Genomic DNA, 15,527 nt, shown 5'->3' with positions numbered 1-15,527 from the left:
ATGATTCAAGTTAAAAATAGATTTAAAAAAGCCACCGTAAAGGTGGCTTTTTTATTTCATCATTTTAATTAATTCTTTTACGGCTTTAGATTGCGTACGTCCAGGATGCCAAACCATACCAAGTTGACGATTCATTTCAAGCTTAATATCAAGTTGTTTTAAATCATCACTTACTAGTGTTTTAGGCAAAACTGACCAACCCAAACCAATTGAAACTAACATACGAATAGATTCAAGCGGGTTATTACTCATCGTGATTTTAGGTTTTAAACCTTGCTTTTCAAACTCTGCCAAAGTGATTTGGCTTGTATAAGTTTGTGCCGCAGGTAATAAACTTGGATATTGAATTAAATCTTCCAATTGCAAATTTTGCTTATCTGCTAAAGGATGAAAAGGTGCAGCAACAAACACTAAAGGATCATTCCAAATAGTGACGTAAGAAAGACGATCATCACCTTCAGGAGGAAGCGTTAAAAAGGCTAACTCTAAATCGCCTGCTAAAACTTGCTCATGCGCTTGTTCAGAATCTACAAAATGCACATCTAGTTTTACATTTGGAAATTGCTGAACATACTCTTTTAAATGATGAGGCAGATGATGCAAACCTAAGTGATGGCTTGTACCTATTTTGAGTTTACCTTGAACCTGATCTTGTTCGTGGCTCAGTGTATGGTGAATATCACCCAACTCATTGAGCCAGCCTTTTACTTTAGGTAAAAGTGAATGCGCAGCATGTGTTGCTTGAACACCACGACCTGCAGATTCGAATAATTTCACGCCAAAGTAATCTTCTAAACTATGAATACGTTTTGTTACTGCTGGCTGAGTAATAAATAAATGGTCGGCAGCTAGGGAGATAGAGCCAGTTTCCATAACCTTAACAAAGGCTTCAAATGCGGCAAGATTCATAAAAAATTTCAAGTTATTTAATTATGCTTTAATTATAAAATAAATTTATATGAAAAGCGAATTTGGAATGTATCGTGTTCTAAAATATAAAAAAGATCACTTAATTGTGATCTTTTTTTGTTGGAGTATTCGAAATTATTTAAATCAGACAGCTGCTTCTTTAGGTGGTTTTTTATCCCAAACTTTTTCGTGGAAAAAGAATGCAACAGCTTGAATGGTTGGTTCCAATAAACTAAGTGTAAGTGCCATCCAAATATTACCAGTTACAAAGTAAGCCACTAACATAGCAATTGAAATGTGCATGAAATAGTAACTTACCGTTTTCTTTAAAGTTCGTTGATTACGATTTACAAATTTTTGAATATGAACCATGAGAATACTCCAACATTGAGAATTTTGTCTAAATAAATAATAATCATTCTCAATAAGTTTGTAAACAAGGATATTTTTATAAAGATGATTGAAAAATTAGATTTAACGTAACTTTATTAAATAAATTGTTACAACCTTATTTGGCTAGAGTTTAATTAATATATTTGGTGATGATGCTTACAATCCCATGAAATTTATATGGATTATTTTTCTAGTGATTTTATGATTTCATTAAATGATATAAAGTTACATTTATTTGCTTAAAAGAATGAGTAAATCGGGTTAGTATTGTGGCTCGAAGATTTTGAAATATAGTTTTATTTCATTGATTTAATTGTGTGTTTATTGGAATTTAGGGTTCAGATAGTATTATGGCTGGGGATGTAGGTTATATTAGTCAACAGGAAGGGAATGCTCCTGCAGTACAATACAACTTAGGTGCAGATAGTGCATATGCAAATAGAAATGCAGACTATGAAGCCTATTTACAGAAGTCTAAGGCTGCGCAAAAAGCAGCAGAGAAACCACGTAATTTCACTCAAATTGATGTGAGTAAATTTAGTCAGCTTTTAGCAAAAATCACTCGAACAACAAGTACGCAAAAGTGTGCAAGAAGTATTCGAGTTGCTTTACAAAGTTCTGGTGCAAAAATTCAACAACATCCTGTTGCAGCATCTGACTGGGGAAATACGCTTCAAAAGTTAGGCTTCACTAAAATTATGCCGCAGTTTGATCGTCCTCAAAAAGGCGATATTTATATTATTAAAGCAACATCTAAACACTCATACGGTCATATTGCGGGTTATTCGGGTTCAGATTGGGTATCCGATTTTAAGCAACGCACTTATGATGTTTATAAAGATAAAAAAGTAACTTATGAATATTATCGTTTACCCAATTAATATCTTCATTATGAATTAAAGCGTTTAGCTCTATTTTCATAAATTGTCACAAGAAAGAAGCCTAGGCAGATAAAACCTAGGCTTTGTGCTGTTAGGCTTAATTTATTGGTTTCAGGTAGTGCTTGCACTAAAAATACCACTGCAAGAATTCGTATAGTAAAGACAATAACTTTAAAGCTTTCAGCATATTTATTTTGCTGATCTAATTTCATATCTAAAAGACGTAGTATGTGAAAAAGTACGCCTATAGCAAGCGCAAAACAAACATATAAAGCCTCAAGAGGCGCAATGGTTGAAAAGTAGTAAATCATTACACATGTCACAATACATGAGACAAGTTTGATTTCACGAGTGCATTTTTCTGAATACCAAAAATCTAGCATTATGATGATTCTTTATTTTCTGTAGAAGTTTGTTTCAAAAGTGACAAAGGTGAAAATAAGCAAATTGATAAGGCCATAAAACCAAGACCTTGAGCACCTGCTAATAGTAATTCTCCGTTTTGCATATTCTTAAAAATAAGTGCAAGAACCAGTGCAATGGGAATCCAGGTAAGAATACGATAAAGCATGCCTGTTGGTTTTTTCGCAGCAAAGTGTATTTTGCAATAACGACAAATGAGGTAAATCACCCCAGTACCTAAAAACATGAGTACCGCATCTAAAGAAAGCGGTGCCATCCAATATAAAACACCCGTTACTATTGCAATGCTAATAAATAAAAATAGTTTTTTTAGTACAGATATTTGAGGGTTAAACCAAAATTCGAGCATATGAATATTGACGTTAATAAATGGATTAAAAGCACTTTAGCATAAATAAGGTAAAAAAAAGCGAGGCATTTGCCTCGCATATTTTATGAATTTTTTAATGGACCCCAGTCGTATATTTTCTTTTGGTAAGCGTACCAAAGCATCCATAAACCAATAAGAATCATAGGTACAGTTAGGAATTGTCCTTTGCTCATCCAACCAATAAATAGCTGACCATTGTCTGGTTCACGGAAGAATTCAACCACAAAACGTGCAATACCATAGCCAATTAAGAACAGAGCAGACACAGCAAAGCGTGGACGCGGTTTACTACTAAACCACCATAAAACAATAAACAGAATCAGACCTTCACACATTGCTTGATATAGTTGTGATGGATGACGAACAAGCTGTAATGGATCTGTTGGGAAAATCATACCTAAAGCAAAGTTAGGGTCTGTCACAGGACGACCATATAATTCGCCACCAATGAAGTTACCAAAACGACCAAACATCAAGCCTGTTGGAACACATGGTGCAATAAAATCTAAAGTTTGGAACCATGTCATACTGTATTTTTTACACCAGAATAACATTGCGACCATTACACCTAAAAAGCCGCCGTGGAAGCTCATTCCACCTGTCCATACTTGGAATAACCAAAGTGGATTTTGTAAGAGTTGCTCGAAACCATAAAAGAAGACATAGCCAAAGCGACCGCCAACAACTACACCTAAAGCCCCATAAAAAATGAGGTCTGAAACCATATCAGGTGTCCAGCCACGTTGTTTTGCACGGTATGTTGCAAGTCCCCAAGCAAATAAAAATGCCATTAAATACATGAGTCCATACCAATGAACTTGTAGAGGCCCGAGCGCTACCGCAATTGGGTCAATATTTGGATAGGTCAGCATTGCTGCTCCTTGTCATTATGTTTTGTCTAGATTTTAGCTGAATAATATGAAAAATGTTGTACATTCAATGTGTAAAGAATTTGAGTGTGAAATATGTGCATTGTTGCCCTTGCTTGGCATGTCCTAGAAAATACACCTGTATGTATAATTTCGAACAGAGATGAGTTTTATAACCGACCATCTGAAAAGTTGTTTTCTTGGCATAAAAGTCCTATTTTTGCAGGGCAAGACTTACAATCTGGCGGTACATGGATGGGGGTGACTGCATCAGGACGTTGGGCAGTAATTACCAATTTTAGAGATGCAACAGATCAAAAAAAATATCCAACATCACGCGGACATATCATCCAACAATTTTTAGAATCGGATTTAACACCTATACGTTTTGCTCAACAACTTGAGAAAAATCAGTGTGATTATGCAGGATTTAATTTATTTATTGGTCATGCAGAACAAGCTGTTTATATGAGTAATAGAGGCGAAGCACCGCAAGTTTTACCTAAAGGCGTATATGTAGTTTCTAATGGTTTAATGACCGAACATTGGGAAAAAACACGACATTTAAGGAAGCGTTTCACACAAGAATTTTTACCAATGCTTCAGCAAGAAAATATGTCTGAACAAGATTTAGAATTTGCAGTTTGGGATATTCTTGAAGATGAACGTAAAATATCTACGTCATTATTGCCTAAAACAGGCATAAGCCAAGAAATGGAAAAATTGTTATCTTCAACATTTATACAAAGTCCAACTTATGGAACACGGTGTTCAAACTTTTTAAGAATGAATAAAGATAAATGGCTTTGGCAGGAAAAACAGCAACTTAAACCTAAAGGACATATTACAAACTTAAATATTCCATTAGAAAAGTAACATTAATTATTTTGAATAGAATTGTGTGTTCTTTTAAAGCAAATTTTAAAAGGTGCTAGCATGTATCACCTGAATGTTTTTGGAATGTAAGATGGCTTTGCTTCTACCACTTTTTGCTTTTATATGTGGGCTAGGACTGGCTTCAGCTTCATTTTCTACGCAACTTAAAACACTTTTTTCAAGTTTACTCGCACGATGTTTTATTCCATTTGTCATTATTTATAATATGGTTTTTTATCAGGCTGGAAGTTTGAGCCTGATGTTTTTTAGTTTTACTGTTGCTATTTTTATGTTCTATTTTTTTAGGCATATTTTTAAAGATAAATTACGTGCCTTATGCGTGAGCTATGTCAATTTAGCTTGGTTAGGGTTTCCATTTGCACTTGCTATTTTCGGTCCTGAAATTAGTGCACCAATGGTGGCTTTATATGTGGGGGGATCGGTTTTTGGCAATATTTGGGCAGTAACAGCATTAAATAAAGAGCAACAAGAATTATCCTCTATTATTAAAAAAGTTGTATTTTCTCCGCCTGTTTTTGCTTTGCTTATTGCGTTTATTTGCCGAATGATTGGTGTGCAAAATTTACAAAATCATCAAATTTTAGATGCATTGTATAGCTTTGCAAAAGTTGGAATGAGCTTTACTGGAATGTGTGTTTTAGGCATGTGGTTACGACGTACACAAGTTCAATGGGCTGATATTTTTCGTAGCATGAATGTCTTTGCAATGAAAATTTTGGTTGGTTTAGTACTATGCGGATTAACCTATTTATTCATTCCAATTCCAAATGTTAATCAATATATTGGTGTGATGTTTTTAATTTTTTGTTTACCGCCAGCAGCTAATATTGTGGCTTTAGAAACGCATTATTTAGGAACAGGTGAGTCTGCAAGATATATTGCAGCAGGCACAATTGTAAGCTGTGTATTGGTATTTATTTACGGTTCTATTTTGCATTTTGTATAAATCGATAAGAATAAAAAAGCCCTTAGAAAAGGGCTTTTAAATATCTATAGCTCTAAAAATTATTGGGCAATACTTTGCTTGAATAATTTCATTGCCTGACCACGATGGCTAATTTTATTTTTATCTTCTTTGCTCATTTCAGCACTCGAAATATTTAATTCAGGTAGCCAAAATAAAGGGTCGTAACCAAAGCCATTTTCACCACGTGCTTCTTCTAAAACTTCGCCTTTCCAAATACCTTGGAAAATTTGTGGTAATGGATCATCTGCATGTTGAACAAGTGCCAATACACACACAAACATCGCTTCAATTGCTTCACCATCTTTACGCAATGGTTTTAAGTCTGCGAGAAGTTTTGTATTGTTTGCAGCATCGTCGCCATGTTCACCTGCGTAGCGTGCAGAATAAATACCAGGTGCACCGCCTAAAACTGGCACGCAAATGCCTGAATCATCTGCAATAGCAGGTTTACCTGAAATTCTAGATGCGTGACGAGCTTTAATAATTGCATTTTCTACAAAGCTTAAACCATCTTCAATGGCATCTTCAATATTGAGTTTACCTTGTGCAACAACTTCTACAGGCAGGTTTAATTCTGCAAATAGTTTTTCAAACTCAGCGATTTTTCCTTTGTTATTACTCGCAAGTACGAGAGTTCCTTGAGATAACCAATCTTGAGAAGACATTCTATTTCGCTCTGGAATGTAAATAATATTTTCTATTTTAACAAATTTGAGTGCTTCTCACGCCAATAAAAAAACACCTTGCGGTGTTTTTATTTTCTAAAGCGATAGCCTTGGGAAATCATGCAATTTTTTTCCATCACTTTTTTATCGCGGGCACTTACTTTCGCAAGTCCCACATCGTATCGACATTTTGCTAAGGTGTTTTGCATATCATAACGAGATACACCATTCTTTTTCCATGAAGCTTTTGAGCCACAACCAGTTATTACTAAAAGGCTTACAGCAAGGAGAGTAATTAAATATTTTTTCATTTTTTATCCAAAGTAAAATAATTAAGATTTATTGAATGTATATGCCGCTATTAATAATAATTTTTGAAAAGTCTGTAAGTTTAATTTTTGTAATAAAAAAAGCACCTTACGGTGCTTTTTCACATGAAATGGAAGCTTATTGTGCTTGAATCCATTTGTCTGCACGGTCACGCGCAGCACGAATTTGATCTTGTGTTAAGTTGGCAGCCAAAGCTGTTTTTTTACCTTCAGAAAGCGTAATAACTTTGTTGTCGAGCATGCCATCACGTGTAGAAAGTTCATACCATTGGTATGCACCTACGTAATTTTTCTTTTGCTCTTCCATCATTGCTAAATTAAAGCTTGCACGGTTATCACCATGACTTGCTGCTTTTTCAAAGTATTTGCGTGCTAAAGCTTCGTCTTTGCGTGTGCCAATACCATCTGCAAGCATACGACCTACATTTAATTGTGCAGGTGATAGGCCTTGGTCAGCAGCAGCTTTGTACCAAGCAAATGCTTGAGTATCACTTTGTTTTACGTCTTTACCTTGTTGATACTTAGTTGCAAGGTAAAATTGTGCCCCAGCTTGTCCAGATTTTGCGGCTTTACTCAAGCTGTTAATATCCATAATTGAATATTGTGCAGCTTGACTCGAAATTGTTGGCTTTGGAGCAACATAATCTGCATGGGCTTGTATGCTATAAAGTCCAACAAGAAGCGTCGTGCTTAATAATAGTTTTTTCATAGAGCGCTCACTCGATAAATAGCGACTTCACCAAACAAATTAGGAAAACGCTTGCTTAACAAGCTGTCTTCTTGGTGTTCATTGACGGCAAGTCTATTAATAATCCGAATATTGTTTTCTGCACAAAGTGCTTCAAAGTCTCGGAAAGTACATAAATGAATATTAGGTGTGTTGTACCACATATAGGGTAACGCATCTGAAACAGGCATCATTCCTTTTAGCGCAAGGAAAGAACGCGTCTTCCAATGTGCAAAATTAGGGAATGTGATAATGGCTTGTTTCCCCACACGCACCATATCTCGTAATAATACGTCTGGTGCGTCTACAGCTTGCAAAGCTTGTGCCATGACAACATAGTCAAAAGACTGGTCGGCAAAACGACTTAAACCTAAATTTAAGTCCTGCTGAACAATATTTAACCCTCTACTGACAGCAATTGCAATCTTTTCTTGATCGATTTCTAGTCCATATGCACGAATGTTGTGCTTTTTACTCATATGAGCAAGTAGTTCACCATCGCCACAACCTAAATCTAGTACGCTAGAATCTGGCTTAATCCACTTTTCAGCAAGTTGATGATCGATACGCATTACACAGCCTCCTTAGTTGATTGGAGGTGTTCTTCACCACCTAAGAATGCACGTAAAGATTTTACATACAACGGAATAGGGAATAAGAAAGAATCATGCCCTTGTTCTGCATCAATATCTAAATAGCTCACTGGTTTAAAGTTGCTAATTAATGCATCTACAATTTCTTGCGAACGAGCAGGGGTAAAACGCCAATCTGTCGTAAATGAAACAACTAAGAATTTACATTTAGTATTTGCCATTGCTTTTTTAAGTGAAAGTTCATATTCACGTGCAGGGTCAAAATAGTCCAAAGCTTTGGTCATAATTAAATAAGTATTGGCGTCAAAGTTACGGCTGAATTGTTCACCTTGATAGCGTAAATAACTTTCAACTTGGAATTCGACATCGAAACCATACATAAATTTGCCAGACTTTAAGTCACGACCAAATTTTTGCTTCATGGCTTCTTCAGACAAATAGGTAATATGACCGACCATACGTGCCAAAATTAGACCACGTTTAGGATAGCTATCATTTTCTAAATAGCGACCATCATAAAAATCTGGATCAGATAAAATAGACTGACGTGCTACTTCGTTAAATGCGATATTTTGTGCAGATAATTTTGGTGCGCTGGCAATAATCACACATTTTTGTAAGCGATCTGGATAATCAACCGACCACTGTAGTGCTTGCATACCACCTAAAGAACCACCAACTACAGCATACCAAACATCAATGCCTAAACGATCCGATAAAAGCGCTTGAGTTTTTACCCAATCACGCACTGTCACAAGAGGAAAGTCTGGGCCGTAAGGACGATTTTCATTTTCAGGATTTGGTGATGTTGGCCCTGTAGAACCGCTACATCCACCAATGTTGTTGAGCGCAACAACAAAGAACTTTGAAGTATCAATTGCTTTTCCAGGCCCAATACAAGCATCCCACCAACCTGGCTTTTTATCATTTTCATGATGATAACCCGCAGCATGATGATGCCCCGATAAGGCATGGCAGATGAGAATGGCATTTGACTTGTCGGCATTAAGTTCACCGTAAGTTTCAACCATAAGTTCAAAACGTGGAAGAATTCGATCACATTCGAGCTCTAATGGCTCTTCGAAAAGGAACTTTTGCGGGGTAACTAAACCCACTGAGTCAGCTGGAAAAGACACAGGAATAATTCGCCTTAAATCTTTGGGATCAATAAAGAAAAGGATACCACTTGGGGTATCCTTTTCAAAACAGTTTTATAGCTTAAACTGCTGCCGCAATCACTTGATCTGTGCTAAGAACACCTTGATCAATTAAACGATTGGTACATGCAATAATGGCTTCAATTGATGAGGTCACAATGTTGTCATGAATACCCGCACCAAATGCAGATTTTCCTGTACCTTTCACTTGAAGTTCAATTAAAGCCAATGCTTTTGCATGAGCACCAGAGCTAATGCTGCGCTCTTCATAGCTTAAAACATCAATTGGAAGTTGTAATGCATCTAAAATTGCAGAAATTGGACCATTACCTTCACCGCGTAAGTGCTGTACTTGACCATTTATTTCAATATCTAGCTCAATAACTTGGTTGCCATTTTCATCTGACAATCTGTAGTTTTTAGTTGAATAGTGCGTATCTTTTGCCGCAACATAAGTTTTTTGGAATAAATCCCAAATTTTTGCAGCAGAAACTTCAACACCTTCATCATCTGCAACTTGTTGAACCACTTGTGAGAATTCAATTTGAATACGACGTGGTAATGTCACGTTGTATTGTGATTCTAACAAGTAAGCAATACCGCCTTTACCAGACTGAGAATTCACACGAATTACAGCATCATAATCACGACCTAAATCTTTAGGGTCGATTGGTAAGTACGGCATATCCCAAATTTCTTCGTTCTTTTGGAACTCAAAACCTTTTTTAATTGCATCTTGGTGAGAACCAGAGAATGCTGTAAATACCAAGTCACCCGCATATGGATGGCGAGGGTGAACAGGCAAGCCCGTGCATTCTTCAACAGTTGCAATAATTTCGTTAATGTTCGAGAAATCTAATTCTGGCGCAACACCTTGGGTGTACATGTTTAATGCAATTGCAGCAACGTCTACGTTACCTGTACGTTCGCCATTACCAAATACACAGCCTTCGACTCGGTCTGCACCAGCCATAATTGCAAGTTCAGACGCTGCAATACCACAGCCACGGTCGTTATGACAGTGAACTGAAATAATCACACCATCACGACGTTCTAAGTTGCGGTGCATCCATTCAACTTGGTCTGCATAAACATTTGGCCCTGAAACCTCAACAGTTGCAGGTAAGTTTAAAATAACTTTGTTTGTTGGCGATGCTTCCCAAATTTCAGTGACAGCATCACAAACATCTTTAGCAACTTCTAATTCTGTTGCAGTAAAACATTCTGGGCTGTACTGGAAAATAAACTCAGTTTCAGGTTGTTTTGCAGCATATTCTTTAACAGTTGTTGCTGCATTAATTGCTAATTTTTTTGCACCAGCAATATCAACATTCAATACTTTATTACGGAATGTTGGAGAATTTGAGTTGTAAATATGCACAATGGCACGTTTAGCACCTTGTAAAGATTCAAAAGTACGCTGAATTAAATGATCACGTGCTTGAACCAAAACTTCAATATAAACGTCATCTGGAATATGACCTTCTTCAATCAATTTACGCGTGAAATCGAAGTCAATTTGAGATGCAGAAGGGAAGCCAATTTCAATATGTTTGAAACCAATTTTCACAAGCATTTGGAACATTTTGAACTTTTGTTCAATGTTCATTGGCTCAAAGATCGCTTGGTTACCGTCACGTAGGTCGGTACTCATCCAGATAGGCGCTTTATTGATTTCGTTGTTTGGCCATTGACGGTCTGGTAAGTCAACACGTTGATACATGCGACGGTATTTTTTGCTTGGATCTGCCAACATCATGTGAAAACTCCTTTATAGCACCCGAATGATTGTCGTGGATAACGCTAAGGTACTATGAATATAGATTGTGTCTATTTTAGCAATTTACAAGAGTGTTAAGGCATTATTTAGGCTAAAGTTATAAAAAATCTTTTTAATTCTTTTGAACTTAGCTTTACTACAATCTTGTAAATCTATAACTTAATTTTAAGATAATCATTCCGAAAAAAAATTCCTAAAATTGCGTATTTACAAGAATTAATGAAAAAATATTCCGCATATATGTTTATTTTTGGAAAATACATTCTTTATTGATGTCCTTTAAGGTTGCTGTTCCCATAAGTGCCATTGTAATTTCAAATTCTTCTTTTAAAATTTTGAGTACGTGAGCAATGCCTAAAGCGCCCGCTGTAGCTAATCCATAAATATAAGGGCGACCAATACAAACCGCAGAAGCACCTAAGGCAAGGGCTTTGAAAACATCGGAACCACGACGAATTCCACCATCATAAATAAGTGGGAAATCATCAGGAACTACTTTTTTTATCATCTGCAATGAAAGTAGTGGGGAGATGCAAGTATCTAAAACACGCCCGCCGTGATTCGAAATAATTAAACCTTTTACACCATGTTGAATTGCAAGCAATGCATCTTGAGGATGAACAATACCTTTTAAAATAACGGGTAAATCCGTTTGTTGAACCATCCACGCGATGTCATCCCAAGTTGGTGAAATACGCATTAGCCCATTAAATACAGGATGATCGCCTTGTTTTAATTCAGGTAAGGGGATATGCGAAGGCGTGTGAGGATGTTGCATATTTTCAGGTAAATGAAAAAAAGCTTTCCGTTCACGGTCACGAATACCCGTATGTGGTGAATCAACAGTAATCACAATGGCTTTATATTGATGTTCTTCTGCCATTTTCACTAAATTGAGAGATTTTTCACGTTCACCTTGCCAATATAACTGGAACCATTTATACGGATTTTCTTGTTTAAGACTTCGCATGTCAGTATTGGTAAATGTGCTTAATATAATATTACTTCCCATCACTTCGGCAGCCAATGCAGATGCACCTTCTGCTTCAGGATGAAACTGTTGTTGATGTCCAATTGGCGCAAGAAAAATAGGGTGAGGGAAGCGTTGACCTAAAATTTCACATTCGGTATTACCATGTGTTAAGTCTTTTAACATACGTGGTAAAAGTTGAATATCTTTAAAAATGGAAAGATTTTCCTGAACACTGTATTCATCCATAGAGCCACCTTGTAAGTAACTCCATACCATTTCTGAAAGATGTTTTTCAGCTTCAATTTCATAATCATGAATTGTTTGAAGATACGCTGGAATTTGTTTCAGCGGTTCTAAAATTGTTTTACTTTTCATGAGAAATCCTTTGAAGATAGAAGATAGTTATGACTTAGAGTTCTGCCCATTTCCGCATCAGGTTGTGGTACAGGCTTGTAAGTTTCACGACTTCTTCGTGAGTATCACCCAATTGTGTTCTTAAGTTTTGAATGCTTTGATCTAAGTTAAATAAAATATGTCGATTCGCATCATCACGAATCATACTTTGTAGCCAAAAAAATGAAGCTACACGACAGCCAGATGTTACAGGGCTAACTTCATGCACACTTGTTGATGGGTATAAAATTAAATCGCCCGCAGGAAGTTTTATTTCGTGATAGCCATAAGTATCTTCAACAACCAGTTCGCCACCTTCATATTCTTCAGGTTCACTTAAAAAAAGTGTGCAAGATAAGTCTGTGCGAATTTTTTGATTTGTCCCTTTAATCCAACGAATTGAATTGTCTACATGAAAGCCAAAAGTTCCGCCATTTTCATAGCGATTAAAATAGGGCGGTAAAATATTCAGTGGTAATGCTGCGGAAATAAATAAAGGATGCTTGGAAAGTGCATCTAAAATAATGTCACCCAAATGATTTGTTAACGGATGATCTTCAGGTAATTGTTGATTTTGTTTTACATTTGCAGAAAGTGATCCCGTAGAAACTTTGCCATCAACCCAATTGACCTTCTCCATTTCTGTACGGAAATAGTGGACTTGTTCTTTAGTTAAGACATTGGGAATATGGTGAATCACGGCAATACCTTTTGAAAATATAATAAATTTATTGATAGCAGTTATATTAAAAAATAGCCTCTAGCGTTAGAGGCTATTCTATCTTTTACCCCATAAATAAATTATGAGATAAATGTTTCAAACTTAGTATTTAAAGTTGATCGCTAATACTGCGCTACGACCTTCTGCCTCAGTTGCATAGTGTGAAGCATATGCTTTATTGAAGTAGCGTTTGTCTGAAAGGTTATTAATGTTTAATTGTAGATTAACATCCTTGTTTACGTTGTAACGTGCCATTGCATCGTAACGAACGTAGCCTGAAACCCATTTTGTATTTGCAGCATCGCCATAGACTTTATCCATTGCAACTGCGCCAGCACCCACTGTAAATGCAGGTGTTAAAGCATAAGTTGTCCAAAGTGTTGCAGAGTTTTTCGCAACGTTTTGAACTTGATTGCCATTGTTAGGGTTTGGTTGATAGTTTTTAGAACCTTTCGGTGCTTCTACAAAACCACCATCAATAAGTTCACTGTCTAAATAAGTATAACCAGCCGATACAGCCCATTTATCTGTGATATTACCGTTTGCACCTAACTCAATACCATCTACACGAGTTTCGCCAATGTTACTTGTTAAACCGTTAGCATCTGTTGAACGAGTATTGGTTTTTTCTGTACGGAAAATAGCAGCAGTTAAGTTTAACTTTTGGTTAAATAAGTCCCATTTTGTACCAAGTTCCATAGTGCGAACTTCTTCAGGTTTTAACTCATTAATATATGAATTTGCACCTGAGTTAATGCCTTCAGAACCATCACCACCATCTACACCTACAGGGTTTGAAGATGTTGCATAGCTTGCATAAATTGAACCATTTTCAGTTGGTTTGTAGGTTAAACCTGCTTGGTAGTTGAAAAAGTCAGATTTACTCTTGTATTGAGTACCTGCTTTATCTGTAACTTTACCATCTCTACCAGTTTGGTCTTGAATAGCTGTCCATTTGCTATCAAATTGATCCCAACGAACGCCAACATCTAATAGCCATTGCGGGCTAAGTTCAATATTATCTAAGAAATAAAGAGATGTATTTTGCGTTGTAACATTGGTTGATCTTCTATTTGAAGCAATGTCACCTAACCACGGATCATTTGCATTTGGATTATTTAAATCTGTGCACCAACCATTTGAATTGGCTAAAAGGCATGAATCTTTGTTAATAGCAGATGTATTTGTATCGGTTACTTTGTAGTTACCACGGTCAGAATCTTGACGACTATATTCAACACCTGTGTTGAAAGAGTGTTTGAATGAGCCTGTATTAAACTTACCTGTTAATGCGAGTTGGTCTGTAAAAGACGTTGTATCTGTAATGCGAGTGTTTGCACGACGCCAAACTTGACCATTGGCAACGTTGCCTTGAGAATCATCGGGTTGTGTAATCACATAGTTATTTTTTGATTTACCGTAAACCGCTGTATTACTAATTGTTAGATTATCAGTTAAATCGTGTTCTAACTTAATCGTACCATTTTGGTTTTCTTGCTTTTGGAAATCACGATCTTTCCAACCATAGTAAACTCCTGGTTTAACTTCTACAGGTTTTCCTGCCGAACCTTTATTCACAGTGTCGTATTGGTATGGAACACCTGAATCTGGCGTATCATCCGATTTTAAATAGTAATAACTTAAAGTTGCACGTGTATCTGTGTCTAAACCGAATGTGATACTTGGGGCAATACCAACACGTGAATATTCTGCACCATTATGTTGACCTGCTTTTTCATTTTCGTGCCCCATAACAGCTACACGAGCAGCAATGCCATTACCAAAATCTTTATTGGCATCTAAGGTAATGCGTTTATATGCATCTGTACCCGCAGAAACAGAACCTTCTAAAGCATCTCCTTTTTTAGCAACTTTAGAAACCATGTTGATGCTACCACCAGTAGTCCCAGCACCACCCATTGCAGATGCAGAACCTTTGGTCACTTCAACTTGCTCTACAGCAAACATTTCACGGTTTTGAGATGTTGAGCTACGTAAGCCATCTACATACATAGAACTTTCAGAGTTATAACCGCGAATAAATGGACGGTCACCATTTGGATTGCCACCTTCACCTGCACCTAATGTGATGCCCGGAACGGTACGAAGTGCATCGCTTAAAGTTGTGACTTGAGTGTCTTCAAGTAGTTGTTTTGAAATTACAGAAACCGATTTTGGGGTATTTAAAAGGGGAGCAATAAATTTACTATTTGCAGATTTATCTACTTTTAAGCTTTGCTTTTGCTCAGCAGATGCCTCTGAGTGAATTGTTTCAAGTTGTGCTGTTTGATCTTGGGCAATTGCGTGTCCAGCCATAATACTTAGTGATGATGCAATCGCAGAAGATACGATTTTTTTACGCGTTTTAATGAAAGCCATTTCAAACCCAGTGGAGAGAGACAATAAATGAGGTGTAAAGAGTAATGATTCTTATTTAATTATTCTTTATATTGGAATTGGTAATAGCGATTCTTTAAAAT

General features: G+C 36.5%; 17 protein-coding genes. 3 read left to right on the top strand and 14 right to left on the bottom strand.

The genetic code is table 11. The features are described from left to right. Positions 1–51 precede the first annotated feature (51 nt). On the bottom strand, positions 52–909 hold the full coding sequence (locus MZO21_RS10750) for a LysR family transcriptional regulator (RefSeq protein ID WP_154771773.1): 858 nt from the start codon (positions 907–909) through the stop codon (positions 52–54). Between the two features lie 144 nt (positions 910–1,053). Next, positions 1,054–1,281, bottom strand: a complete 228-nt coding sequence (locus MZO21_RS10745) for a DUF2061 domain-containing protein (protein ID WP_154771772.1) — start codon at positions 1,279–1,281, stop codon at positions 1,054–1,056. Between the two features lie 371 nt (positions 1,282–1,652). Here MZO21_RS10745 and MZO21_RS10740 point away from each other — a divergent pair, with 371 nt between their 5' ends. Beyond that, positions 1,653–2,183, top strand: a complete 531-nt coding sequence (locus tag MZO21_RS10740) for a CHAP domain-containing protein (protein ID WP_154771771.1) — start codon at positions 1,653–1,655, stop codon at positions 2,181–2,183. Between the two features lie 8 nt (positions 2,184–2,191). On the opposite strand, the gene MZO21_RS10735 is transcribed toward MZO21_RS10740, so the two are convergent. The 3 genes from MZO21_RS10735 to lgt form a co-directional block, all read right to left on the bottom strand. Further along, positions 2,192–2,566 carry a hypothetical protein gene (locus tag MZO21_RS10735; RefSeq protein ID WP_248101963.1) on the bottom strand — a complete coding sequence of 125 codons (375 nt, stop codon included), beginning with the start codon at positions 2,564–2,566 and terminating at the stop codon, positions 2,192–2,194. Beyond that, positions 2,566–2,955: a hypothetical protein gene (locus MZO21_RS10730; protein ID WP_154771769.1), complete on the bottom strand. Its 390-nt coding sequence runs from the start codon at positions 2,953–2,955 to the stop codon at positions 2,566–2,568. Before MZO21_RS10730 ends, MZO21_RS10735 begins: the two co-directional genes overlap by 1 nt. An 83-nt stretch (positions 2,956–3,038) precedes the next feature. Beyond that, positions 3,039–3,848, bottom strand: coding sequence for a prolipoprotein diacylglyceryl transferase (gene lgt / locus MZO21_RS10725; protein WP_248101966.1), 810 nt, complete (start codon positions 3,846–3,848; stop codon positions 3,039–3,041). 93 nt (positions 3,849–3,941) lie between these two features. Here lgt and MZO21_RS10720 point away from each other — a divergent pair, with 93 nt between their 5' ends. Together MZO21_RS10720 and MZO21_RS10715 are read left to right on the top strand one after the other, a co-directional pair. Further along, positions 3,942–4,721, top strand: coding sequence for an NRDE family protein (locus MZO21_RS10720; RefSeq protein ID WP_248101968.1), 780 nt, complete (start codon positions 3,942–3,944; stop codon positions 4,719–4,721). 91 nt (positions 4,722–4,812) lie between these two features. Continuing rightward, entirely contained in the window at positions 4,813–5,688 is an 876-nt protein-coding gene (locus MZO21_RS10715; protein ID WP_248101969.1) for a permease, read from the top strand. 59 nt (positions 5,689–5,747) lie between these two features. Here the strand turns inward: MZO21_RS10715 and rdgB are convergent, their stop codons facing one another. The 9 genes from rdgB to MZO21_RS10670 all read right to left on the bottom strand — a co-directional run bounded on the left by rdgB (position 5,748) and on the right by MZO21_RS10670 (position 15,426). Continuing rightward, positions 5,748–6,374 (bottom strand): RdgB/HAM1 family non-canonical purine NTP pyrophosphatase, encoded by a 627-nt coding sequence (rdgB, locus tag MZO21_RS10710; RefSeq protein ID WP_248101971.1) that lies wholly within the window; start codon positions 6,372–6,374, stop codon positions 5,748–5,750. Between the two features lie 89 nt (positions 6,375–6,463). Continuing rightward, a complete protein-coding gene (locus tag MZO21_RS10705; protein ID WP_154771764.1) occupies positions 6,464–6,685 on the bottom strand; it encodes a hypothetical protein in 222 nt (73 codons plus the stop codon). Between the two features lie 136 nt (positions 6,686–6,821). Then, complete coding sequence (locus MZO21_RS10700; protein WP_154771763.1) at positions 6,822–7,412, bottom strand: tetratricopeptide repeat protein; 591 nt, start codon at positions 7,410–7,412, stop codon at positions 6,822–6,824. Next, positions 7,409–8,002, bottom strand: a complete 594-nt coding sequence (metW, locus tag MZO21_RS10695) for a methionine biosynthesis protein MetW (RefSeq protein WP_154771762.1) — start codon at positions 8,000–8,002, stop codon at positions 7,409–7,411. Before metW ends, MZO21_RS10700 begins: the two co-directional genes overlap by 4 nt. Further along, positions 8,002–9,159 carry a homoserine O-succinyltransferase MetX gene (gene metX / locus MZO21_RS10690; protein ID WP_248101973.1) on the bottom strand — a complete coding sequence of 386 codons (1,158 nt, stop codon included), beginning with the start codon at positions 9,157–9,159 and terminating at the stop codon, positions 8,002–8,004. The genes metW and metX overlap by 1 nt, the downstream gene beginning before the upstream one ends. 82 nt (positions 9,160–9,241) lie before the next feature. Beyond that, positions 9,242–10,939 (bottom strand): 2-isopropylmalate synthase, encoded by a 1,698-nt coding sequence (gene leuA / locus MZO21_RS10685; RefSeq protein WP_248101975.1) that lies wholly within the window; start codon positions 10,937–10,939, stop codon positions 9,242–9,244. Between the two features lie 265 nt (positions 10,940–11,204). Then, positions 11,205–12,308: an alpha-hydroxy acid oxidase gene (locus tag MZO21_RS10680; RefSeq protein WP_248101976.1), complete on the bottom strand. Its 1,104-nt coding sequence runs from the start codon at positions 12,306–12,308 to the stop codon at positions 11,205–11,207. Positions 12,309–12,342: 34 nt separating this feature from the next. Then, positions 12,343–13,026, bottom strand: coding sequence for a Fe2+-dependent dioxygenase (locus MZO21_RS10675; protein WP_248101977.1), 684 nt, complete (start codon positions 13,024–13,026; stop codon positions 12,343–12,345). 123 nt (positions 13,027–13,149) lie between these two features. After that, on the bottom strand, positions 13,150–15,426 hold the full coding sequence (locus tag MZO21_RS10670) for a TonB-dependent receptor (protein ID WP_248101978.1): 2,277 nt from the start codon (positions 15,424–15,426) through the stop codon (positions 13,150–13,152). Positions 15,427–15,527 lie beyond the last annotated feature (101 nt).

Origin of the sequence: Acinetobacter portensis, from assembly GCF_023158935.1 — a bacterium.
Lineage (GTDB): Bacteria > Pseudomonadota > Gammaproteobacteria > Pseudomonadales > Moraxellaceae > Acinetobacter > Acinetobacter faecalis.
The sequence above is the reverse complement of the archived record's forward strand: the minus strand, read 5'-3'. Positions and strand labels throughout refer to the sequence as shown.

What these genes read in the sequence shown, in the direction of transcription:
- MZO21_RS10750 (WP_154771773.1), bottom strand. Translation starts at nt 909, where the DNA reads ATGAATCTTGCCGCATTTGAAGCCTTTGTTAAGGTTATGGAAACTGGC.
- MZO21_RS10745 (WP_154771772.1), bottom strand. Translation starts at nt 1,281, where the DNA reads ATGGTTCATATTCAAAAATTTGTAAATCGTAATCAACGAACTTTAAAG.
- MZO21_RS10740 (WP_154771771.1), top strand. Translation starts at nt 1,653, where the DNA reads ATGGCTGGGGATGTAGGTTATATTAGTCAACAGGAAGGGAATGCTCCT.
- MZO21_RS10735 (WP_248101963.1), bottom strand. Translation starts at nt 2,566, where the DNA reads ATGCTAGATTTTTGGTATTCAGAAAAATGCACTCGTGAAATCAAACTT.
- MZO21_RS10730 (WP_154771769.1), bottom strand. Translation starts at nt 2,955, where the DNA reads ATGCTCGAATTTTGGTTTAACCCTCAAATATCTGTACTAAAAAAACTA.
- lgt (WP_248101966.1), bottom strand. Translation starts at nt 3,848, where the DNA reads ATGCTGACCTATCCAAATATTGACCCAATTGCGGTAGCGCTCGGGCCT.
- MZO21_RS10720 (WP_248101968.1), top strand. Translation starts at nt 3,942, where the DNA reads ATGTGCATTGTTGCCCTTGCTTGGCATGTCCTAGAAAATACACCTGTA.
- MZO21_RS10715 (WP_248101969.1), top strand. Translation starts at nt 4,813, where the DNA reads ATGGCTTTGCTTCTACCACTTTTTGCTTTTATATGTGGGCTAGGACTG.
- rdgB (WP_248101971.1), bottom strand. Translation starts at nt 6,374, where the DNA reads ATGTCTTCTCAAGATTGGTTATCTCAAGGAACTCTCGTACTTGCGAGT.
- MZO21_RS10705 (WP_154771764.1), bottom strand. Translation starts at nt 6,685, where the DNA reads ATGAAAAAATATTTAATTACTCTCCTTGCTGTAAGCCTTTTAGTAATA.
- MZO21_RS10700 (WP_154771763.1), bottom strand. Translation starts at nt 7,412, where the DNA reads ATGAAAAAACTATTATTAAGCACGACGCTTCTTGTTGGACTTTATAGC.
- metW (WP_154771762.1), bottom strand. Translation starts at nt 8,002, where the DNA reads ATGCGTATCGATCATCAACTTGCTGAAAAGTGGATTAAGCCAGATTCT.
- leuA (WP_248101975.1), bottom strand. Translation starts at nt 10,939, where the DNA reads ATGATGTTGGCAGATCCAAGCAAAAAATACCGTCGCATGTATCAACGT.
- MZO21_RS10680 (WP_248101976.1), bottom strand. Translation starts at nt 12,308, where the DNA reads ATGAAAAGTAAAACAATTTTAGAACCGCTGAAACAAATTCCAGCGTAT.
- MZO21_RS10670 (WP_248101978.1), bottom strand. Translation starts at nt 15,426, where the DNA reads ATGGCTTTCATTAAAACGCGTAAAAAAATCGTATCTTCTGCGATTGCA.